Origin of the sequence: Burkholderia sp. BCC0044, assembly GCF_902832955.1 — a bacterium.
In the GTDB taxonomy this organism is placed as follows: Bacteria; Pseudomonadota; Gammaproteobacteria; order Burkholderiales; family Burkholderiaceae; genus Burkholderia.
The window spans coordinates 910703-932604 of sequence record NZ_CADFDO010000003.1 but is presented as its reverse complement, the minus strand read 5'-3'; the positions used below and the strand labels follow the sequence as shown (position 1 = coordinate 932604).

The 21902-nt window shown below is 64.6% G+C and carries 21 protein-coding genes; 11 read left to right on the top strand and 10 right to left on the bottom strand.

The features are described 5' to 3' along the window. Window positions 1–201 precede the first annotated feature (201 nt). Together HWX14_RS21165 and HWX14_RS21160 are read left to right on the top strand one after the other, a co-directional pair. Window positions 202–801 carry an RNA polymerase factor sigma-70 gene (locus HWX14_RS21165; protein ID WP_175884330.1) on the top strand — a complete coding sequence of 200 codons (600 nt, stop codon included), beginning with the start codon at window positions 202–204 and terminating at the stop codon, window positions 799–801. Next, window positions 779–994, top strand: coding sequence for a zf-HC2 domain-containing protein (locus HWX14_RS21160; protein WP_175884329.1), 216 nt, complete (start codon window positions 779–781; stop codon window positions 992–994). The genes HWX14_RS21165 and HWX14_RS21160 overlap by 23 nt, the downstream gene beginning before the upstream one ends. A 144-nt stretch (window positions 995–1138) precedes the next feature. Here HWX14_RS21160 and arsC read toward each other — a convergent pair whose 3' ends face one another. Next, the gene (arsC, locus tag HWX14_RS21155; RefSeq protein ID WP_175884653.1) at window positions 1139–1495 is read right to left on the bottom strand and encodes an arsenate reductase (glutaredoxin); all 357 of its coding nucleotides are present in this window, start codon (window positions 1493–1495) and stop codon (window positions 1139–1141) included. A gap of 996 nt (window positions 1496–2491) precedes the next feature. Between arsC and parA the strand changes: the two genes are divergently transcribed. Beyond that, window positions 2492–3154: a ParA family partition ATPase gene (gene parA / locus HWX14_RS21150; RefSeq protein WP_048250668.1), complete on the top strand. Its 663-nt coding sequence runs from the start codon at window positions 2492–2494 to the stop codon at window positions 3152–3154. Window positions 3155–3177: 23 nt separating this feature from the next. Continuing rightward, complete coding sequence (locus tag HWX14_RS21145) at window positions 3178–4239, top strand: ParB/RepB/Spo0J family partition protein (protein ID WP_175884328.1); 1062 nt, start codon at window positions 3178–3180, stop codon at window positions 4237–4239. Window positions 4240–4331: 92 nt separating this feature from the next. Here the strand turns inward: HWX14_RS21145 and HWX14_RS21140 are convergent, their stop codons facing one another. Continuing rightward, on the bottom strand, window positions 4332–5699 hold the full coding sequence (locus HWX14_RS21140; protein WP_006480193.1) for a replication initiation protein: 1368 nt from the start codon (window positions 5697–5699) through the stop codon (window positions 4332–4334). A gap of 1822 nt (window positions 5700–7521) precedes the next feature. Here HWX14_RS21140 and HWX14_RS21135 point away from each other — a divergent pair. Continuing rightward, the gene (locus HWX14_RS21135; RefSeq protein ID WP_175884652.1) at window positions 7522–8703 is read left to right on the top strand and encodes a DNA-binding protein; all 1182 of its coding nucleotides are present in this window, start codon (window positions 7522–7524) and stop codon (window positions 8701–8703) included. 136 nt (window positions 8704–8839) lie between these two features. Here HWX14_RS21135 and HWX14_RS21130 read toward each other — a convergent pair whose 3' ends face one another. From HWX14_RS21130 to HWX14_RS21120, 3 genes are all read right to left on the bottom strand, one after another. Continuing rightward, window positions 8840–9865, bottom strand: a complete 1026-nt coding sequence (locus HWX14_RS21130) for a tyrosine-type recombinase/integrase (RefSeq protein WP_175884327.1) — start codon at window positions 9863–9865, stop codon at window positions 8840–8842. A gap of 102 nt (window positions 9866–9967) precedes the next feature. Beyond that, window positions 9968–10345, bottom strand: a complete 378-nt coding sequence (locus tag HWX14_RS21125) for a DUF2471 family protein (protein ID WP_175884326.1) — start codon at window positions 10343–10345, stop codon at window positions 9968–9970. A 367-nt stretch (window positions 10346–10712) separates the two neighbouring features. Then, on the bottom strand, window positions 10713–11324 hold the full coding sequence (locus HWX14_RS21120) for an XRE family transcriptional regulator (RefSeq protein ID WP_175884325.1): 612 nt from the start codon (window positions 11322–11324) through the stop codon (window positions 10713–10715). A 158-nt stretch (window positions 11325–11482) separates the two neighbouring features. Between HWX14_RS21120 and HWX14_RS21115 the strand changes: the two genes are divergently transcribed. The 4 genes from HWX14_RS21115 (at window position 11483) to HWX14_RS21100 (ending at window position 15429) form a co-directional block, all read left to right on the top strand. Continuing rightward, on the top strand, window positions 11483–12682 hold the full coding sequence (locus HWX14_RS21115) for a glycine C-acetyltransferase (RefSeq protein ID WP_175884324.1): 1200 nt from the start codon (window positions 11483–11485) through the stop codon (window positions 12680–12682). A 13-nt stretch (window positions 12683–12695) separates the two neighbouring features. Further along, on the top strand, window positions 12696–13724 hold the full coding sequence (tdh, locus tag HWX14_RS21110) for an L-threonine 3-dehydrogenase (RefSeq protein WP_011548747.1): 1029 nt from the start codon (window positions 12696–12698) through the stop codon (window positions 13722–13724). Between the two features lie 556 nt (window positions 13725–14280). Continuing rightward, window positions 14281–14886 (top strand): TetR/AcrR family transcriptional regulator, encoded by a 606-nt coding sequence (locus HWX14_RS21105; protein WP_175884323.1) that lies wholly within the window; start codon window positions 14281–14283, stop codon window positions 14884–14886. A gap of 63 nt (window positions 14887–14949) precedes the next feature. Then, entirely contained in the window at window positions 14950–15429 is a 480-nt protein-coding gene (locus tag HWX14_RS21100) for a nuclear transport factor 2 family protein (RefSeq protein WP_011548744.1), read from the top strand. A gap of 36 nt (window positions 15430–15465) precedes the next feature. Here HWX14_RS21100 and HWX14_RS21095 read toward each other — a convergent pair whose 3' ends face one another. Together HWX14_RS21095 and HWX14_RS21090 are read right to left on the bottom strand one after the other, a co-directional pair. Continuing rightward, window positions 15466–15669 carry a hypothetical protein gene (locus tag HWX14_RS21095; RefSeq protein ID WP_175884322.1) on the bottom strand — a complete coding sequence of 68 codons (204 nt, stop codon included), beginning with the start codon at window positions 15667–15669 and terminating at the stop codon, window positions 15466–15468. Window positions 15670–15902: 233 nt separating this feature from the next. After that, window positions 15903–16988 (bottom strand): tartrate dehydrogenase, encoded by a 1086-nt coding sequence (locus HWX14_RS21090; RefSeq protein WP_175884321.1) that lies wholly within the window; start codon window positions 16986–16988, stop codon window positions 15903–15905. A gap of 115 nt (window positions 16989–17103) precedes the next feature. On the opposite strand from HWX14_RS21090, the gene HWX14_RS21085 reads away from it, so the two are divergent. Continuing rightward, complete coding sequence (locus tag HWX14_RS21085) at window positions 17104–18027, top strand: LysR substrate-binding domain-containing protein (RefSeq protein ID WP_175884320.1); 924 nt, start codon at window positions 17104–17106, stop codon at window positions 18025–18027. Between the two features lie 64 nt (window positions 18028–18091). Here HWX14_RS21085 and argC read toward each other — a convergent pair whose 3' ends face one another. After that, the gene (argC, locus tag HWX14_RS21080) at window positions 18092–19033 is read right to left on the bottom strand and encodes an N-acetyl-gamma-glutamyl-phosphate reductase (protein ID WP_175884319.1); all 942 of its coding nucleotides are present in this window, start codon (window positions 19031–19033) and stop codon (window positions 18092–18094) included. Window positions 19034–19153: 120 nt separating this feature from the next. On the opposite strand from argC, the gene HWX14_RS21075 reads away from it, so the two are divergent. Beyond that, complete coding sequence (locus HWX14_RS21075) at window positions 19154–20038, top strand: LysR family transcriptional regulator (RefSeq protein WP_175884318.1); 885 nt, start codon at window positions 19154–19156, stop codon at window positions 20036–20038. Between the two features lie 50 nt (window positions 20039–20088). Here HWX14_RS21075 and HWX14_RS21070 read toward each other — a convergent pair whose 3' ends face one another. Both HWX14_RS21070 and HWX14_RS21065 read right to left on the bottom strand, forming a co-directional pair. After that, entirely contained in the window at window positions 20089–20553 is a 465-nt protein-coding gene (locus HWX14_RS21070; protein WP_175884317.1) for a hypothetical protein, read from the bottom strand. Between the two features lie 60 nt (window positions 20554–20613). Beyond that, window positions 20614–21831: a patatin-like phospholipase family protein gene (locus HWX14_RS21065; RefSeq protein ID WP_175884316.1), complete on the bottom strand. Its 1218-nt coding sequence runs from the start codon at window positions 21829–21831 to the stop codon at window positions 20614–20616. Between the last annotated feature and the right edge of the window lie 71 nt (window positions 21832–21902).

The window sequence follows — 21902 nt, the reverse complement described above, 5'->3', positions numbered from 1 at the left end:
ACAGATTGCCCGCCGCGCGGCCGCGTCGACGCGCGAGACGAGGTTCGGCAAGGATAGCGCAGCGCGGCGGCCGGCTTCGCGAATTCGTGACGGAACATTGCGTTGCAGGCCGGCACCGCGCCCAGTAAGCTGCTCGCACCGCGACACGCCCGCTCCGTGGCGTACGCGCGTCGCCATTGCTTCGAAACACTGCAACCACACATGCCGTCCGCATACGACGATCCCACCTATCTCGCGCAACTGCGGCGCGACCTGCTGCGCTTCGCGCGGCTCCAGCTCCGCGATGCCGATGCGGCCGAAGATGCCGTGCAGGAAGCGCTGGCCGCCGCGTGGTCGCACGCCGGCGAGTTCGCCGGGCTGTCGGCCCACAAGACCTGGGTGTTCGGCATCCTGCGCAACAAGCTGATCGACGTGCTGCGCGCACGGCAGCGGTTGGTGAGCCTGACCGCGCTCGATGCGGAGCTCGACGGCGAATCCGTGCTCGATCGCGAACTGTTCAAGGAAAACGGGCACTGGGCCGCGCATGCGAAACCGCGACCGTGGCCGAAGCCCGACACGCTGTTGCAGCAACAGCAGTTCTGGACGCTGTTCCAGGTCTGCCTCGATCACCTGCCGGAGCAGATCGGACGCGTGTTCATGATGCGCGAATTCCTCGATGTCGAGATCGTGGACATCTGCAGCGAGTTGACGCTGACGACGAATCATTGCAGCGTGCTGCTGTACCGGGCGCGCACGCGCCTGCGAACCTGCCTGAGCGAAAAAGGACTGACGACCGAAGATGCTGCCGGGGAAATGTACTGACGTGACACGACTGCTGTCGGATGCGCTCGACCGGCATCTGACGCTGCACGAGCGCCTGCAGGTGCGTGTGCATCTGCCGACCTGCAGCGGATGCCGCGCGTATCGCGGGCAGATCGCGTTGTTGCGGACGGCCGCGAAAGCGGCGGCGGGGCGGGAGCCGGACGATGAGGGTGGGTCGTCCGGTGGGGGCTAGGCGCTGTGGCGTCTGTGTCGACGTATCGTTCGGGTGGTGGCTAGCGCGTGCGGGCTGGCGGTCGCGTCGGCCTGGATTGCCGTTGCGTGTACCGGGCTGGGCTCGGTCGCGTTGATCCAATAAGAAAAATACGCCGGACAAGAATTATTCGAACAACGCCTTCACCGACTCAGGCGGGCGACCGATGGCCGCCTTGCCGCGGTACACGACGATGGGGCGTTGCAGCAGAATGGGATGAGCGACGATCGCCGCGTAGGCTTCAGCGTCGGTCAGATCCGCGCGGGCCAGGTTCAGCGTCTTGTACGGCTCCTCGCCATCGCGCAGCATGTCGCGGACCGGGCGACCGAGCTGCTGGTGCAGCGTTTCCAGTTCCTCGACCGTCGGCGGCGTCTTCAGGTACTCGACGACGTTCAGCGGCGCGCCGGCGGTATTCAGCGATTCGACCAACGCAAGCGTCTCGCGCGACTTCGAGCATCGGGGATTGTGGTAGATCGTGATCATCATTCAGGCCTGGAGGGTGGACGGCCTGTATTGTAGCCAGTCTGCGTCGAGGGGCTCGGTGGGTGGTTCAACCGAGATCGGCGGTGGCTTTCCGTTCGATGGGTTGCTGAGGCGGTTCGGTTTGGTGATGCGCCGTGATCGGGATTGGGGCGTCTTCGGTGTCAGGGGAGATGCTTCAAAGAGTGGTTGTGGTTGTGTTTATGTTTATGCGCATAAAGTCGGGCGGCCTGCTTTGTGGGGCCATGAATTGCGATCCGCTCAGCCAACGCTTCCTGACGGGCAACCTTGAAGAGGGATGCGTGAAGGCGAGGCGCGGCGGCTGGTTTATGCGCATAAAGGCCGTAATCGCTCAGCGAGGTACCGCGTGACTCTGGGTGGAGACGGGTATCGCGGCGAGACGGCCCCGGCGATCGGTGTATCGATAGGCTGTTCTGCCGCGACATCACCTCGCGCCCGATTTAGGCGAGGTCTCAGCCCGCAGCACTTCATCGCGGGCGATCATGGCGTCTGGTTTATGCGCATAAACGCTGCGGCCCAGCAGCGCGTTGCCTCGCCGCACCTCCGTCGGCCCAACGGCGCATCTTGTGGACATACATCCGACTCGCCCTCGCAGATCACGCCTCTCGCTCCGAATGCAGGGCGCTCCAGCGACGAAGTCGACCGCCGCGGCCTCCGCAGAGTTTATGCGCACAAACTCTCCCACTCGCCGGCAACGAACCCGTGCAGCGAAAGGGCGGCGCACCGAGACATCTCTGCGACGAATAGTGTCCGACGCTAACGCACGTAAAGTCCCAACCATCGAGCCGCCCATCGCGCCCGGGTGCATCAGCCTCGCCATCTTCAACGCAGCGCCCAAACACGCCGCCCATCTCGGCCACCTCGTTTATGCGCATAAACCAATAGTCCGAATGGCCAATACGTAGTTGTTGCACGACAATTTCATTGAAATTCAAATATCGTCCTGTAGAATTCCAACGACCAAAACAGGAGTGAAAATTGGCCGCGGAAATCATTGCAGTCACTCAACAAAAAGGTGGCGTCGGCAAAAGCACGATTGCCATGCATCTCGGCGCCGCGTTCCACGAAAAAGGGAAGCGCGTTCTCGTCATCGACGCAGACCGTCAAAACACGCTGGTTCACTGGTCGAGCGCATCCGGCGACAGCGACAACGGCATCCCGTTTCCGGTCGTCAACCTTGCCGAAGCCGACGGCCAGATCCATCGCGAGATCAAGAAGTTCATCAACGACTACGACATCATCGTCGTGGACTGCCCGCCGTCGATCACCGAGAAAGTCTCGGGCGTCGTCCTGCTGGCCGCATCGATTGCCGTGATCCCGACATCGTCGTCGCCGGCCGATTACTGGTCGAGCGTCGGGCTGGTCAAACTGATTCAGCAGGCGCAGGTGATGAACGAAGACCTCCGCGCGGTCTTCCTGCTGAACAAGACCGAAGAGAAGCGCATGCTGACCCGCGAGCTCAAGCGTGCGCTCGAGGAACTCGGCTTCCCGCTGCTGAAGACGCAGATTCCGACTCGGGAAGCGTACAAGCAGGCGATGGCGCTCGGTCAGACCGTACTGCAGATGAACGATCGCGGCGGCAAGCTCGCCGCCACCGAAATTCGCGCATGCGCCGACGAAATCGTCGCCATGCTGCCCTGACTTTATGCGCATAAAGGAGTCACATGAAACCTTCCCAATTCGCCAAAGGATTCCAAGCGCGCCCGGATATCACGACGAGCGAGAAGCGCACGGCGCTTGATCGGCTCAATGCGATCGACGGTATCGTCAAGTCCGAAACGCCTACCCCGGCACCGACCAAATCCGCGAAGAAGGACATCGCCCCGCCGCCTGCTCCGGAATTCACGATCGATCCGTCGATCGACGAATCGCCGCAATATCGCGCGTGGCGCCTCGAGAACCGCTATGCGCCGGGGCAGGTGATCGAGCTGCCGCTGAAGGCGATCAAGCACAGCCCGTTCAACCCGCGGCACTTCTATCTGAAATCGTCGATTGCCGAGCTCGCGGTCAACCTCGCGAAGCAGGGGCAGCAGCAGGCCATCCACGTGATTCCGGATTACGACAATCCGGGCACATATTTCGTCAGCGATGGCGGCCGCCGCGTGCGGGCGCTGAAGGAAGCGAACAAGGAGTCGGTCAAGGCGATCGTGATCGACGTGCCGATCGGCATCCAGAGCTACAAGCTCGGCTACGACCTCAACGTTCAGCGCGATTCGCAGACGGTGTTCGACAACGCCGTCGTGTGGCGCCGCTTCCTCGACGACAAGCATTTCCAGAGCCAGAAAGAACTCTCCGAGCATCTCGGCCTCGACGAGTCGACGGTGGCCGTCGCGCTGTCGATCGGCAAGTTGCCGGAAGCGATCATGCAGGAAATGGTCGCGCGTCCCGATCGCTTCGGATCGAACATGGCGTATCAGGTCGGCCGCTATCACAATGCGCGCGGCACCGAGGCGACGCTGCGGCTGATCAACAAGATCGTGTCGGACGATCTCAGCACGCGCCAGGTGTCGGACATCGTCAAGGGCCGCGTTGCCGCGCAGGAAACGCCGAAGGCCGCCGGCCGTCAGCGCTATGCGCAGCGTCTCGAGATCAAGCTCGGCGGCAAGTCGGTTGGCGACCTGAAGTCGTATGGCGAAGACCGCATCGAACTGCGCCTGCGCGGCCTGCCGAAGGACAAGCGCGACGCGATTCTCGAGCAGCTCGAGCGGATGCTGTTGTCGGAGTAAGGAAAGCGGCCGGCTGGGCCTGGTGAGAACGCCGGTCCCGCCCGACCAAGGGGTGGGTACCGGCGGCGCCCGTCAGCGGGCCTGAGCGCGCCTCAAGCGGCCCGCGACTGGTTCAGCGTGAACGACAGCAGGTCGCCGTCCGTCGGCTCGCCCCAGGTCTTCTGGGCCAGCCAGTCGAAAAAGGCCGTCTCGGCCAGCTTGGAATCGAGGCCGCGCTTGCGCCAGTCGTCGCGCAGATGCGAGCCCATCGTCGGCAATGCCTCCGACTCGAACGACTCGCGCGCCACTTCGCGCTCCGCGTCGCCCTGCTCTTCGTACAGCACCTTCGCTTCCTTGCGGCGGAACGCGGCGAACTCGCTCAGCAGGCGCGCCTTCAGATCGTCCGGCTGCGCAGCCGCGACCTTCGCGGACGGCGTGCCGGCCGGCAGTGCATCGACCGACTCGACCGGCGGCGCATACCCCTTCTTCAGCGCATCCTTGAACAGCGCCGGCGCGCTGCGCACCGGCGGCAGCGTCGTGCTGCGCATCCGCTGCTCGGTCATCTGCAGTGCGGCGCGAATCCGGTTTTCCTCGCTGTCCGCATAGAGCGTCTGCGCTTCCTTCAGCGGAATCCCGAGCTTCACCATCCGGTCGACCAGCGTACTGTCGAACACGTTCGGGTGTTCGTCGAGCGCGAGCATCGGCTGCTTGCGCTCGGTCACGCGGAACTGGATCTCGGCCACCCGACGCCCTTCGCGGTGCTCGATCAGCTCGACGAAGATGTTGGTGACCGCGTTGACTTCCGCGATCGCGGGGCGCAGGTAATCGCGCTTGAAGTACTTGTACTCGCGCTTCGCTTCGTCGCCGGCTTCCGTGTCGGGCGTGCCCGACAGGATCGGCCGCCACCATTCCCACGGCTCGCGCATCGTCAGGTGGCTCGGGTTCGTCAGATAGCGCACGCAGATCTCGTACAGCGCGAGGCCGGCGCTGCTGCGCAGCTGACTCTGGAACTGCAGGCTCAGCCGCGCATACTGGACCGGGTCGAGCAGCTTCTTCTTGATCTTCGGCGCGAACGAGAATTCGACCCACACGCGGCGGGTGGTCGGATCCTCGAGAATTTCCGCATCGGCGATCAGCGTGGAGATCCCCCACTTGCGGCCCGGCTTCTGGCTTGATGTGCCCGTGCTCCATTCGACCTGCACCGACACCATGCGGCGCAGGTGTTCCTTCACCAACGCGGTGTCGTTCGAATCGAAAGCGGAGTTGGCGACGATGTCCGACAGCAGCGCGCGATAGGTATCGCCCGAGTCGTCGGCCTGCTGCGCGACGGCCAGCAGGACATTGAACAGCTTGCGAGTGAGGAGCGTGATCTTGCCGCTCTTCGGCTGAATGGCGATCGCCTCGACGGCCTTTCGCAATTCGGCTGAACTGGCACTCACCACATCCACATCGGTTTTCTTGGCGCGCTTCGTCGTGGCCATACGTCGGGTCGGAGGAGAAGTTTCCCGGAAGGATAGCGCCTGCGGTGATGTGCGTCCAGAACGACATGCTCACCATAGCCGGTGAAGCGCGTCGACAAAACGGCACTCACCCGAACCGCTCCCGAAAACGCTCACCGGTCCGCCCCTGCGGCGTTCCGGACTCTTCCAGACGTGCCGCGGCATGCGCCGATTCACAGAATTTCACCTGTGCGGGACACGTGCGAAATTGGCTCCCGTATCGGCTCACCTTTCGATTTGTCGTAATTTTGCGACTGCGCAACCGTGAGTTCGACACAGGGTCGCAATTGCACCTCACCACGCGTCCCCGACTCTCGCGCATCGGCCTGTATGCATGTACAGGCGCGGCTCGCCGCAGGTTCGGTTCGGCTTCGATACGTGGAAAACCGCCGTCGAAACGGGCACGCGCAACTCGATCAGCAGGTGCTTGGCCAGCCCGGGCGCGCATTGTACAGCGTGCGAATCGTGTCCGGTCCCGAAAATACTCACCTCAGGCACAGCATGTTGATTCGTCCGGATGCCGACGAACGCCCGGCACACGCGGGACTGACCACTCGCCCCTCCCGAAAACGCTCACCTTACGGAAAAAATGCGGCACAGCAGCGGGCAGGGAAATGGCTCCCGAAAAATCTCACCGTAACCGTCGCGGTATCAAAAATCCCAATCTCTTCCGATACTTATGCATAGAAGGCATTTGGCTGTGCAGCGCCAGACTCCCCCGAAAAGCCTCACCTTTCGACCAGAATCCTTCATACGACAACCGGATGTCGGCCCCCGAAAATTCTCACCTGTGCCAAAAGGTGGCACAGCAAAAACGAGATTTCTTCCAGTCCTGGCGGGCTTTTCGGCGAATTCGGCCGGTCCCGGGTCCCGAAAAACCTCACCTTTGACCATTTTTTCAGCAATTATGGCTCCCGGAAAGCCTCACCTGTGAGCCTCGTCACAGCCTGTGATCCATGCCCCGAAAAAGCTCACCTTAAGGGGATCGGAGCAGGAAAACCCGGATTTCCCTCCCGAAAAACCTCACCTTTGGGGCATCACCGGCCCCCGAAAGCACTTTTGCTGTGCAAAATGGCGTTCGCTTCCCGGAAATCCTCACAGCAAATTCCCGTGGAGTCCCGTGAAACCTCACCTTTCACCAAATCTGCCCAAAAGATGGGCAAAATCAGGGCGCAAAGCAGGTCCTGCAAATTCTCACCTATGTCTGCACAGGCAGAAAACTGTGCACTCAGGCACGGCGCGGGTTCCGTGGCTGTGCGGCCCCGAAAACCCTCACCTGTGGGAAAACTCGTGTTTTACTGTGATCCCGAATCCGCTCACGACCCTTCCTGCATCGGCTCACGCAGATCCCTGAACCCCATCACGTCAGCTCCCGCAGAAGATCACCTTGGCTCCCGTAAAACTTCACCTTGTCGGCCGGAAAGCCTTGCACCATAAGGCTGTGCCGTGGCGTTAACGTTTTTAACTAAGGGTTCAAGGGTGTTTACTTCTAATACTCTCAAGACATCGGCTGACGAGTTTTCCACAGACACCCCAACCCCTGAACACCCACGGGTAGCCTGGTCCGCCGTCATGTGAAACAAATGCCCAAATTCGGGGTTCGCTGGAAATTGCTTGCAGTACAAGGACTTGGCTGACTTTCTTCGCTTTGTTTCACGGAATTTGAGGTCACCTTCAGCAGGATGGGCTCACAGATCCGATTTCTGTGCAAAACGACGTAAATTCACAACGGACCCTCGAAACAAGTATCAAGAAATACGTATTTCGTTATGATCGACACATTTCATTGTCTACGAGTGTGGTCATGACCTTGGACGAAATGCGTCAAGTCATTCGGGAAGAACTGGAATCGCTGCGCGCAAGCGGTGCACGGCGCCAGGAACTGTCACTGCACGCGTGCAAGCGCTTGTTTTTCGATCTCGGCATCCGGCCGTCTGCCGCCAACGTCCGTGATCTGACCCAGACCGGCAGCGCCAGCGACATCCCGAAAGACATCGACCACTTCTGGGAACGCATCCGTTCCGCTTCCAAGATCCGGCTCGACGGCGCGGCAATCCCGAAGGCCGTCGAGGAAAAGGCCGGCGCGTTGCTCGGCGCACTCTATGAAGAGGCGCTGAAAGCCGCGCGCGACAGCCTCGATGGAGATCGCGAGCAGGTTCGCGCCGACATGGCCGACGCCGAACAGCGGTTGCGTGACGCAACCGTCCGTCAGGAAACGCTGGAAGGCGCGCTCGCGCGCGGTGAAGCAAGAAACGAGCAATTGCAGGCGCGGGTGACCGAACTCGAGGTTCAGCTCGCGTCGCAAACTACCCACGGTTCGGCGAGCGAAGCAACGTTGCTCACCACAGTCGCCCGACTGGAAAAGGAACTGGCTGCGGCTGCGGGCCGGATCGATGCCGAACAGGCGCAGAACGCCGCGCTGCGCGACCGCATCGACGCGCTGCAAGCCGAATTGCAGCAGCGCACCGAGCACTACGCGCAGCAAATCAAGGATGCGGTGGCCGAAGCCGAACGCCGCGTCAAGCCGATGCTGGTCGAACTGGATTCATTGCGCAGCATGGCGTCGACCTACCAGAGCGGGTTGCGCGACGTTCAGCGCAAGGAGTTCGATTTCCTGCAGCAATTGAGTTCGGCGAAGGCGCGCGCCGACCGCCTCGAAGAACAGTTGCGCACCCAGAGCGACGAACTGGAGCGCGCCACGCGCGACGTGAGCTCGTTGCGTGCGAGCCGCGGGATGAATCCGGAAATCGCCGCGCTGCTGCGGCGTCTGGCCGATGCCGGCCAACTGGACGCGGACGCGTATGCCGCGATCGGCACCTCGCTGGATCAGGAGATTCCGGCGCCGACCCGGTGCCCGCATTGCGACGGAGAACCGGAACTGTCACATGGCGACGAGGGTTTTGAAGTCGCGTGCCCCGAGTGCGAGCACGCGTCGGGCGCATGGCCGTCCCGCTTCGAAGCCGTCGCGCGTTTTGCGCATACTTGATCCGGAAGTCGGCAGCGCCCCACAGGTGAGAGGATCCGGGACGTTTGAGGTGAGGTTTTTCGGGAGCCGTGAAACGGTGAGGCTGCGCCACGCAAGGCTGCTCACGGATCGTTTCGCGTGAGCAGCCGTTTCGCGATCAGTGAGTTTCGTCGCGGTCGGACGCGTCACCGTCATCGTTGCTGTCGGCCAGCCCGTCGCGCCAGTTTTTCCATGCGCGATGCAGGCGATTCGACGAGATCGGCCGCAGGAAGCCCAGCCATTTGCCGACGCGCTCGGGCGGCACGTCGTGCTCGAACAGTTCGGCCGCGTAGGTATTGCGCAAGGTTTGCGGGCTGGCGCGCGCGGTGCGTGACGACGTGAGCCCGGCCGATTCGACGATCGCATCGATCGCGCGCAGCATCGTCGCCTTGTGCATCGGCCGCCCTGCATGCGACGCGGGGAAGACGAGCTCGCCCGGAATCTCCTGGCGTTTGCGTTCGGTGAGCCACGCTTCGAGCAACGCGATCGCGAACGAGGCCAAATGGGTTTCGCGTGCGTAATCCGGATGCGTCGACTCGATCCGCAGCGACGTGCCGCTCGTATTGATGCAACTAATCGTAAGTGCGCGCGCTTCGCCGGTTTTGATGCCCGCACCGAGAAACGCGGCGACGAGCGCGCGGTCGCGACGCTCCTTCCAGTACGCGGAACCCGATACGCCGATCGGCGAAAACAAATATGCGAGCAACGTCGCACGTTCCGCCGGCGTGAGGAACCCGGTCGGTTCGTTGTCGCGGGCCTTGCGCCAGTTCGCTTCGCCATCCTGAGCAATGAAGCGGGCCGGATTGGTCGATGCGTACTCGGTGCGGCGGACATGATCGAGCACGCGCTCGATCAGCCGGAGATAGCGCATGCGTTGCGTTTTCTTGATCGGCAACTCGCCGACGAAGTTCGCGATGGTCGGCGTATCGACCGTTGCCAGGTTCTTTTGATGGGCACGCATCCACGTGAGAAACGCGCCCCATTGCGCGCGATAGACGTCGGCCGACGAGCGGCGATAGTCCTGCATCGCCAGCCACGCGTCGAACGCGGCTTCGGGCGAGACGACCCAGTCGGATGCATCGCGGTCGAATAGATCCTTTTCTTCCGGCGTGGCGGCGGTGTCGGGAGAGACGGGAAGGGACATGGTATTAATTCCGTTAGTTGCGTATATGGTAGCCCTTTCCGCAACGTATCGGGCCGCAAAAGGGTGAACCGGCCGCTCTGCGTTGCGGCCGGGGCTGGACCGTCAATCGCCCCACGCCTTGGACGGGCGATGAGCGCGCGCGGAACGCGCGGTGTCGTGCGCCTTTGCCGCGGCTTCGTACGCGAGAACGGCGAATGAAAAGACCGCGGGCAGCGCATTCGAGCGGCCGAAATCGATCGGATCGTCGGTTTCGGGAAACGCCATGTCCGACGGCCGTTCGAACAGTTGACGCATGCCGGCGTCGTGCCGGCTGGCAAAGCCGAGATCGGCCAGCGCTTCGGCTTCGATCGCGTGCAGCAGGCGCCACGTCAGCGGCACGCGCTGACGGATGTAGCGCCCCGCGATATGGCGAACGATCAATTCGAGGTCGTGCGCGGCAGCCTTGAAGCTGAGCGCGGCCAAATCTTGTTCTTCTGTCATTGCAGGCTCCTGTCGACCGGGGCGGGCGCCTCGGTGCGCCAGCTCCGGCCCGTGCATGGCGGAATGTCCGTATACTGTACAAACATACAGTATTTTCCGCAACTGGCCTGCAACTGACCTTTTGGTTAGGGGCCTGTTCACGCTAATAACGGGCTCGCGAACGCGCCTTTCCGCCTGCGGGCGGAAAGGCGCGTTCGCCTGTTTGGAAAAATCATGAATGGGGCTGGCCGCCCGAAGGACCGATCGCCGCGTCATGCTCCTTGCGAATACGTCGAGTATTCGCTTCGTCGCAATCCTTGCGCTCGGCCCTTCGGGCGGCCAGCGCAAGCCCGTTATTAGCGTGAACAGGCCCTGACTGCACGCGCCGTCAGCGATGGATCACGATAAGCAATGCCCGCGCTTCGGCCTTGCCGGGATTGCGGATCGCATGCGGCTCGTCGGCCGGGTAGCGCGCGGTGTCGCCCGCCTTCAGGCGTCGGCTCGCGGCGGCGGCCTCGATTTCCATCGCGCCCTGCAGCACGGTGAGGTGCTCGCGGGTGCCGGGTTCGTGCGCGTTCGATACCAGTGCGCCGCCGCTCGGCAGCGTCAGCTCGTACCACTCGAACTTGCCGGCGAGGTCGATCGGGCCCCATACGCGCAACTGGTACCGGCCGTCGTGGCCGGCGAGCGTCGGGATGTCGTGCGGGCCGTCCACGCGGATCGTCTCGGGCGCCTTCGGCTGCGAGAACAGTTCGTCGAGCGTGATGCCGAGCGCGTTCGTCAGCCGCCATGCCACGGCGATGGTCGGGTTGGCCTTGTCGCGTTCGATCTCGGAGAGCATCGATTTCGATACGCCGGCGGCGCGCGACAGGTCGTCGAGCGTCAGCTTGCGCTCGTTGCGCAGCCGCTGGATCTGCTCGCCGACACGCGGCGGGGTCGCGGCCGGCGGCTGCGGGGCGGCGTCGGCACGCGTGCGCCGCGATCCGGAGGAACTTGCCATTTGGATTCCGTTCGCTTAGAGTTGTTCGATATTTCGAATTCTAGTTCGGAATATCGGATAAATGCGGTCAACCGAACGACCGACTATAACAGTAGCAGGCCGTTGCGCTGCCACGAGCGGTGCGCTGCGGAATGCGAAACCCTGTCAGGAGCTTTGCGATGCGTGATGCCTTTCTCGCCCAGGTGCGCGGGACGCTCGACCAGATCCGCGCGGACGGTTTTTACAAGACCGAGCGCGAGATCGCGAGTCCCCAGGCGGCAGCCGTGCGGCTCGCCGGCGGTGCCGGCGTGCTCAATTTCTGCGCGAACAACTATCTGGGTCTGGCGAACGATCCGCGCCTGATCGACGCGGCGAAGGCCGGCCTCGACCAGGACGGCTTCGGCATGGCATCGGTGCGCTTCATCTGCGGCACGCAAACCGTGCACAAGCAACTGGAAAGCGCGCTGGCCGCGTTTCTCGGCACCGAGGACAGCATCCTCTATTCGAGCTGCTTCGACGCGAACGGCGGGCTGTTCGAGACGCTGCTCGACGAGAACGACGCGGTGATCAGCGACGAGCTGAACCACGCGAGCATCATCGACGGCGTTCGCCTGTGCAAGGCGAAGCGCTTTCGCTACAAGAACAACGATCTGTCCGACCTCGAGGCGAAGCTGAAGGAAGCCGACGCAGCCGGCGCGCGCCACAAGCTGATCGCGACCGACGGCGTGTTCTCGATGGACGGCATCATCGCCGACCTCAAGGGCATCTGCGATCTCGCCGATCGTTACGGCGCGCTCGTGATGGTCGACGATTCGCATGCGGTCGGCTTCATCGGCACGCACGGCCGCGGCACGCCCGAGCACTGCGGCGTCGAAGGTCGCGTGGACATCATCACGGGCACGCTCGGCAAGGCGCTCGGCGGCGCATCGGGCGGCTATGTCGCCGCGCGTCGCGAGGTGATCGAGCTGCTGCGCCAGCGCTCGCGTCCGTATCTGTTCTCGAACACGCTCACGCCGAGCATCGCCGCGGCGTCGCTGAAGGTGCTGGAGCTGCTCGGCAGCGACGAAGGCGCGAAGCTGCGCGAGCGCGTGCGCGAGAACGGCGCGCGGTTCCGCAAGCAGATGACCGAAGCCGGCTTCACGCTCGTGCCCGGTGCGCATCCGATCATCCCGGTGATGCTCGGCGACGCGCAGCTCGCGACGAACATGGCCGACAAGCTGCTCGGCGAAGGCGTCTACGTGATCGGTTTCTCGTTCCCCGTCGTGCCGCGCGGCCGGGCGCGCATCCGTACGCAGATGAGCGCCGCGCATACGCCCGAACAGATCGACCAGACGGTCGCCGCGTTCGTGCGCGTCGGCAAGTCGCTCGGCATCATCTGACGGAGGCGCGACCATGAAAGCACTGGCAAAGCTCGAACGCGGCCCCGGCCTCACGCTCACGCGTGTGAAGCGCCCCGAAGTCGGCCACAACGACGTGCTGATCAAGATCCGCCGCACGGCGATCTGCGGCACCGACATCCATATCTGGAAGTGGGACGACTGGGCGCAGAAGACGATTCCCGTGCCGATGCACGTCGGCCACGAATACGTCGGCGAGATCGTCGAGATGGGGCAGGAAGTGCGCGGCTTCGCGATCGGCGATCGCGTGTCCGGCGAAGGTCACATCACCTGCGGTTTCTGCCGCAACTGTCGCGCCGGGCGCCGGCATCTGTGCCGCAACACGGTGGGCGTCGGCGTGAACCGCGAAGGCGCGTTCGCCGAATACCTGGCGATTCCGGCGTTCAACGCGTTCAAGATTCCGCCGGAGATCTCCGACGATCTCGCGTCGATCTTCGATCCGTTCGGCAACGCGACGCACACGGCGCTGTCGTTCAACCTCGTCGGCGAAGACGTGCTGATCACCGGCGCGGGCCCGATCGGCATCATGGCCGTCGCGATCGCGAAGCACGTCGGCGCGCGCAACGTCGTCATCACCGACATCAACGACTATCGGTTGGAGCTCGCGCGCAAGATGGGCGCGACGCGCGCGGTCAACGTCGCACGCGAGTCGCTGCGCGACGTGATGGCCGACCTGCACATGACCGAAGGCTTCGACGTCGGTCTGGAGATGTCGGGCGTGCCGAGCGCGTTCACGAGCCTGCTCGAGGCGATGAACCATGGCGGCAAGGTCGCGCTGCTCGGCATCCCGCCCGCGCAGACGGCGATCGACTGGAACCAGGTGATCTTCAAGGGGCTCGAGATCAAGGGCATCTACGGCCGCGAGATGTTCGAGACCTGGTACAAGATGGTCGCGATGCTGCAGAGCGGTCTCGACCTGTCGCCGATCATCACGCATCGCTTCGCGGCCGACGATTACGAGCAAGGCTTCGCCGCAATGCTGTCAGGCGAAAGCGGCAAGGTGATTCTCGACTGGACGGCCTGAGTCGGGTGTCGACGGAGACGGGGCAGCGCGGCACGTTTGCCGGCTGCCCCGTTTTCGTTGACACACGCACGCACAGTCGCGCGTCGAAACGCGCGATTCAATGCTTGAGGTGAGATTATTCGGGAGCTGTGTGCGCGCGCCGAATCGTCACACGATCCCGCTTCGGTGACGTGCAATGGCAGGTTCGCTTCACCTGTCGGTAACCGCTTCGCTTCTTTCTGTCGCGCCATTCGGCACGCGATCTTCCTCTTCCACGTACTTCCCCGCTTCGCTTGGCGTGCGAGCATTCGCTCGCCACCGTGTGCGAGATCGTACCAACCCGGAACATCAACCTTGAGCCGCACGCTGCGTTGCGGCTCACTGGTACGAGGCGCGCGCTCAGCCTCCCATCGGTGCGCAGCCCACTACTTGATCCGTTCACCCTTCGATTCGCGCGGATCGCGCTGAAGGCTCAACACGACGAGCCAACGCTTCGGGCACGGATTCAGCCCTCCCACCAGCAGGGCCTTTTCATCCGGGTGTTGACGACGGAGAACGATCGTTCTACCGTAAACCCATGAACCCACCTCTCGACTCCTCGGGCGAACCGGGCGTTCGCGACCGGCTGCTCGACGCGGCCGAAGCGCTGATCTATTCGGGCGGCATCCATGCGACCGGCGTCGATGCGATCGTCAAGCGATCCGGCGCGGCGCGAAAGAGCTTTTATTCGCATTTCGAATCGAAAGAGGCGCTGGTCGTCGCCGCACTCGAACGTCGCGACGCGCGCTGGATGCGCTGGTTCGTCGACGCGACGCTGGCGCGCGGCCACGCGCCGCGCGCGCAACTGCTCGGCATGTTCGATGTGCTGCGCGACTGGTTCGGGCAGCCCGACTTTCACGGCTGTGCGTTCCTAAATGCGTCGGGCGAGATACCCGACGCCGACGATCCGGTGCGCGTCGTCGCCCGCATGCACAAGGCACGCCTGCTGGCGTTCGTACGCGAGCGCTTCGACGCCTATGCCGACGAAACCGGCATTGTGCGCCGCGGGCTCGCGCGCCTCGCGCGTCAATGGCTCGTGCTGATCGACGGCGCGATCGGCGTGGCGCTCGTCAGTGGCGATGCAAACGCCGCGCGCGATGCGCGCGCGACGGCTGAACTGCTGCTCGATACCGTATCGCGGTAGTCACGCAGCGAATCCGAACCGGCTGCGTTCGATCGCGGCCAGAATCCTGAACAGGAGCAACCCATGTCCGCTTCCCCCGAAGTTCGTCCGCCCGTTCCGCCCTTCACGCTCGACACGGCGCGCCAGAAAGTGCGCGCTGCAGAGGACGCATGGAACACGCGCGACCCGCAACGCGTGTCGCTCGCCTATACGCCGCAAAGCCGCTGGCGCAATCGCGCGGAATTCGTGACGGGCCGCGACGAGATCGTCGGGCTGCTGCAGCGGAAGTGGGCGCGCGAACTCGACTACCGGCTGATCAAGGAGCTGTGGGCGTTCGGCGGCAATCGCATCGCGGTGCGTTTTGCGTACGAGTGGCACGACGATGCGGGCAACTGGTTCCGTTCGTACGGCAACGAGAACTGGGAGTTCGACGAAAACGGCCTGATGGCGCATCGTCACGCGAGCATCAATGATCTGCCGATTCGCGAGGCGGACCGTCTTTATCACTGGCCGCTCGGCCGTCGTCCGGACGATCATCCGGGGCTGTCCGATCTCGGGCTGTGATGATGCGCGCACGCGTTCAACGGATCGGCGAACGCGTCACCAAGGTTCAATGGTGAGGAAATTCGGGAGCCGTCCGCTGAAGGTGAGATTTTTCGGGACCAGGTGAAATGTCGCGTCGAACTGTGTGCGTTGAACGGATCGACGCGGCATCGCACCGGTGAAGCGGTGCATATGTCGACGTGCAGCGGTGTGCTTGCCTGCGCGATGCATCTCACCGATCGCGTCGAAGCGGTCGTGCATTGACGATCGGTGTGCGCGAGCGCGACGTGCAACTCACCGATCGAATCATCTTTCGACTTTCAACGAAAAACCGCGGAAGCGGTGCGCGTTGCTCACCGCTCGATGTTCACCGCCGCCGCCGCATCGTCAAAGTCAGCACACGTGCGCAACCGCATCGTGTGCCGCTCACCGCAGACCGATTCACGAAGCGCCGCCCGGCGCGAGCACCGGGCACGCCCCTCAACTCTCAACCCTCAACCCGCGATCCGCGCGGCGATCGCCTCGCCCACTTCCTGCGTGCCCGCGTTGCCGCCGAGATCGCGCGTACGCGGCCCCGTGCGCAGCACGTCCTCGATCGCGGCGACGATCGCATCGTGCGCTTCGCGTTCGCGGCCCGTGCCGTTGCCGAGGAAGTCGAGCATCATCGCCGCCGACCAGATCATCGCGACCGGATTCGCGATGTATTGCCCCGCGATGTCGGGCGCCGAACCGTGCACCGGTTCGAACAGCGACGGGAACATGCGGTCGGGGTTCAGGTTCGCCGACGGCGCGATGCCGATCGTGCCCGTGCAGGCCGGGCCGAGATCCGACAGGATGTCGCCGAACAGGTTCGACGCGACGACGACGTCGAAGCGGTCCGGCTGCAGCACGAAGCGCGCGCACAGGATGTCGATGTGCTGCTTGTCGACCGCGATCTCCGGATAGCGTTCGGCCATCTCGGCCGCGCGCGCATCCCACCACGGCATGCTGATCGCGATGCCGTTGCTCTTGGTCGCGACGGTGACGCGCTTCGCGCGCCGCTGTGCGAGCTCGAACGCGAATTTCAGCACGCGCTCGGTGCCGTGCCGCGTGAAGATCGACTGCTGCATCACGACTTCGCGCTCGGTGCCTTCGAACATCGTGCCGCCGACCGACGAATATTCGCCTTCGGTGTTCTCGCGCACGATCATGAAATCGATGTCGCCCGGGCGGCGGCCCGCGAGCGGCGACGGCACGCCGTCGAACAGGCGCGCGGGCCGCAGGTTGATGTACTGGTCGAACTCGCGGCGGAATTTCAGCAGGGAGCCCCACAGCGAAATATGGTCGGGCACCGTCGCGGGCCAGCCGACCGCGCCGAACAGGATCGCGTCCATGCCCGACAGTTGCGCTTTCCAGTCGTCCGGCATCATCGTGCCGTGCTGCGCGTAGTAGTCGCAGCTCGCCCAGTCGATCTCGACGAAGTCGAAGCGCACGCCGAAGCGCGCGGTCACGGCGGCGAGCGCGCGCAGGCCCTCGGGCATCACTTCGCGGCCGATGCCGTCGCCGGGGATCACGGCAATCCTGTAAGTCCTGTCGGTCATGCAAATCTCCTTGGCTGGTTGGCCGGCTGCCGGGAAGGCATCGGCCCGTCACGTCATTCTATTTATTTCCATCTGGATTAAAATCGCTCAAAAGTTAATCGACTTTCCACGAATCGTGAATAAATCGCCGAACCTCGACGACCTGCGCGTGTTCAGCCTGGTCGTCCGCCTCGTGAGCTTCAGCGCGGCCGCCGAGCAGCTCGCGGTGTCGCCCGCGTATGTCAGCAAGCGCGTCGCGATGCTCGAGGCGCAGCTCGGCACGCGCCTGCTGCATCGCTCGACACGCCGCATGACAGTCACCGAGGCCGGCGAACGCGTGTTCGCGCGCGCCGAGAAGATTCTGGACGACGTCGATCATCTCGTCGAGGACATGTCGACCACGCGCACGGTGCCGCGCGGCACGCTGCGCATGTCGAGCAGCTTCGGCTTCGGCCGGCACGTCATCGCGCCGGCGCTGCCCGACTTCAGCGCGCGCTATCCGCAGTTGAATGTGCGGCTCGATCTGTTCGACCGGCTCGTCGATGTCGCGGGCGAAGGCTACGACCTCGACGTGCGCATCGGCGACGACATCGCCGATCACCTGATCGCGCGCCGCCTTGCCACGAACCATCGCGTGCTGTGCGCGTCGCCCGACTATCTTGCCCGCCGCGGGACGCCGCGCTCGCTCGCCGATCTCGCGTCGCACGACTGTCTCGCGATCAAGGAGCGCGATCATCCGTTCGGCGTATGGCGGCTGAACGTGCGCGGCGAAACGGTCACGGTGAAGGTCGGCGGCGCGCTGTCGACGAACCACGGCGAGGTGGCCGTGCAATGGGCGCTGGCCGGGCGCGGCATCGTGCTGCGCTCGATCTGGGAAGCCGGGCCGCTGATCGAACGCGGCGCGTTGTGCCGCGTGCTGCCCGACGCGGTCCAGCCCGCGAACATCTGGGCCGTGTATCCGGAACGCGTCGCGGCGTCGGCGAAGGTGCGCGTGTGCGTGGATTTTCTGGTGGAGACGCTGGCCGGCCTCAATGCCGCCGCGGGTGACGATACGGCCTGAAACCGGCTAAAGGTGAGCTTTTACGGGGGCGTGCGCAGGCACCGTCGACGATGCCTGCGGAGCGTCACGCCGCGTGTCGCGCACCGAGCATCAAGTCGAGATTCTGCACGGCTGCGCCGGATGCCCCTTTGCCGAGATTGTCGAACACGGCGGACAGCAGCACCTGCCCGCCGTCCGCGTTGACGAACACGCCGAGCCGCAGATCATTGGTGCCGTTCAACGCTTGCGGATCGAGATGCGTTGCCGCGCGTGCGTCCGCGAGCGGCATCACGTCGACGTGACGCGCATCCGCGTAGTGGTGCGCGAGACACGCATGCAGTCGCTCACCGGTCACCCCGGCCGGCAGCAGGCGCAGCTCGATCGGGATGGTGAGCACGATCCCTTGCCGATAGGCACCGTAGGCCGGCACGAAGAACGGGCGGTGCGCGAGCCCCGCATGCTGCCGGATCTCGGGCACGTGCTTGTGTTCGAGCGCGAGGCCGTAGACCTGCAGCGGCAACGCGCGTGCGGCGGCGTCGCCCGATTCGAATGCGTCGACGGCGGCTCTCCCACCGCCCGAGTAACCGGACACCGCGTGGATGCTCACCGGGTAGTCGCGCGGCAGCAGCCCGGCTTGCAGCAGCGGGCGAAGCAGGCCGATCGCGCCGGTCGGGTAGCAGCCCGGATTGGTCACGCGCTTCGCCTGCGCAATGTTGTGTGCGTGTCCGTCTGCCATCTCGGGAAAGCCGTAGACCCATTCGGGCTGCGTGCGATGGGCCGAACTCGCGTCGATCACGCGTACCGCCGGGTTCCGGATGAAGCCGACCGCTTCGCGCGCGGCCGCATCGGGCAGGCACAGGATCGCGATATCGCACGCGTTGAGCGCGTCGGCGCGGCGCGCCGCGTCCTTGCGTTCGGCCGCGGGAAGCGTCAGCAGCCGCACGTCGGTGCGGTCGCGCAGACGCGCGTGAATCTGCAACCCGGTCGTGCCCTGGTCGCCGTCGATGAAGACAGTGGGGAAGCTCATGATGGTCGTGTGCGTCGCGTTCGGTCGTCGGGGAAACCGTATCGTCCACCGAACGCCTAGAATAGGAAAAGTTGAATTTGCTGATCGTCCGATTCAGCTTTCCTGAACGAGAGGTGTGTGATGCGCGAGATCAGTCTGGACCGCCTGCGTACGCTGGTCGCGATCGCGGACCACGGATCCTTCGTGGCGGCGGCGCAATGGCTTCATCTCGCGCCGCCGACCGTCAGCCTGCATATCGCCGAGCTGGAAAGCCGCGTCGGCGCGCCGCTGCTGTCGCGCACACGGGGCAACGTGCGCCCGTCGGTGATCGGCGAAGTGCTGGTGGAGCGGGCGCGGCGTCTGCTCGCGGAAGTCGAATCCACGCTGGACGACGTGCAGCGACAGGTGCAGGGGTTGACCGGGCGCGTCCGTCTCGGCGCATCGACCGGCGCGATCGCGCACCTGTTGCCGCAGGCGGTGGCCGGATTGCGCGCGCAGCATCCGGATATCGACGTGCAGATCGCGGTGCTCACGTCGCACGACACGCTGGCGCGCATCGCGCAAGGCACGCTCGATGTCGGGCTGGTCGCGCTGCCGCAAGCGCCGGTCGCGGGGCTGTCGATCCGCCCGTGGCGTCGCGATCCGGTGATGGCTTTCCTGCCCGCGGACTGGCCGCTGCCGGCCCGTGTGACGCCCGCGTATCTGGCCGCGCGGCCGCTGATTCTCAACGATGCGACGACGCGGCTGTCGCGGCTCACGACCGAATGGTTCGCGCTCGGCGGCCACCGGCCCGAGCCGCGGATCGAACTGAACTACAACGATGCGATCAAGAGCCTGGTCGCCGCAGGGTACGGCGCGACGCTGCTGCCGCACGAGGCCGGCGCCCCGCTGCCGGATGCGCGCATCGTCATGCGGCCGCTACGTCCGGCGTTGTGGCGTGAATTGGGAATTGCGCATCGGGCCGGCCCGGTCGAACGGGCGACGCAGCACGTGCTCGATGCGCTGCGGGCGCTCGGCGCGCGATAGCGGGCCGTCGTGCGGCCGGCCCGCGCGGGCCGTGCGGGCCGAACGCGCGTTCAGAGCCGGTTGTCCTTCGCCAGCGTGAGCACGCGCGCCCAGCGCTGCGCATCGCGCTTGTCCATCATCGGCAGCTTCCATTCGCCGCGCACGGCATCGCGCACCCTCACGACGAGATGCCAGCGGCCGTCGATCGGCGCGGCCTCGCAACCGTCGAGCTGCGACAGCGTATAGCGGCCGTCCGCACCGTCATGCGACAGCCACAGCAGCCCTTGCGTCGCGGACACGCGCAACTCGCCCCACGCGCGATGCACGATATGCGTCCAGCCTGCTTCCTTCGTGTTCGGTGCGATGTCGCGGCGGCGCTTGAGCCACCACGCGACCAGTGCGATCAGGAGCGCGGCGGCGACCACGGCGGCCGCGATCGCGACCGGCTGGCCGAACTGCGCGGCGATGACGTGAAACAGGTGAACCGCACCCCAGCCCAGGGCGATGAGCGCGAATAGCGCAATGAAAATCGGCATGTCGAATCGGAAAGGAGGACGGGCCGGCGCAGGCGGCGCGCCGGCCCGTTGCACACGGCATTACCGGCGGCGGTGAATGTCGTGCGTGACGAAGCCCGCGTCGTTGGTGGGCAGCGCGAGGCCGTCCTTCACCGCGAGCGTCTTGCGGATGTCGTCGAGGCCCGCGGACCAGTGGTCGCGCATCGTCGACAGACCGAACTGATAGTCCTTGTAGTGATGCTCGTACGCTTTCTGCTGATAGATCAGGTGCTGGATGTTGTACTTCTTCCCGCTCGACATTTCTTCGGCCTCGACGCACCACGGGTCGCTCTTGCGCTGCTCTTCCGGCACCTGTTCGAGCACGTGGCGCAGCACGTTGCGGTAGCGCTGTTCGCGCTGCAGCGTGTCGGTGACGAAACGCGTGCGGCTCGAATACTGCACGTCCTTCGTGCGCTCGGCGACGTCGGCCATCGTGCGCGGCAGCGGCCCGCGCGCGCTCCACAGATCGACCTGGAACGCGAGCGTGTCGCTGCGCGGCCGGGCGCGCAGCACTTCCATCAGCGGCGTGTTCGACACGACGCCGCCGTCCCAGTAGTACTCGCCGTCGATCTCGACGGGCGGGAACGCGGGCGGCAACGCACCGGACGCCATGAAATGCTCGGGCTCGAGACGGATGCGCGAATTGTCGAAGTACACGAAGTTGCCGGTGCCGACGTTGACCGCGCCGACCGACACGCGCGTCTCGCCCGAATTGATCCGGTCGAAATCGCACAGCTTGAGCAGCGTCGTGCGCAGCGCCGACGTGTCGTACCAGCTGATCTTTTGCGGATGATCGGCCACACCCGGCAGCGGCGGCGGAAAGCGCGGCACGAAGAACCCTTGCTGGCCCTGCATCATCGCGCTCGCGGCCTGCGACGCGGTGAAGAACGTGCGCACCTGGTCGATGCTGTTGAACAGCGCGAATTCGAACGCGGCCGGAATCGCGGGAAAGAACGCCGGCTGGCAGATCGTTTCCCAGAATTCGCGCAGGCGCTCGACGCGATGCTCGGGCGCATTGCCGGCGATCAGCGCGGTGTTGAGCGCGCCGATCGAGATGCCGGCGATCCAGTCGAGCGGAATGCCTGCTTCATGCAGCCCTTCGAACACGCCGGCCTGATACGCGCCGAGCGCGCCGCCGCCCTGCAGGACGAGCGCGATCGTTTCGTACGGCAGCGACCGCGCAGCGGCCGGCGCGCCGGCTTCGTGGCGCAGGTCCGACGCATCGACGGCCTGCTTTTCTGTACGCGCGTGCGGTTTCATCAGTTGCTCCGAGAAATCCCGCCGTGGACGGCGGTGATGGATGGCGTGACGTCGCTCGACGACACGCCATC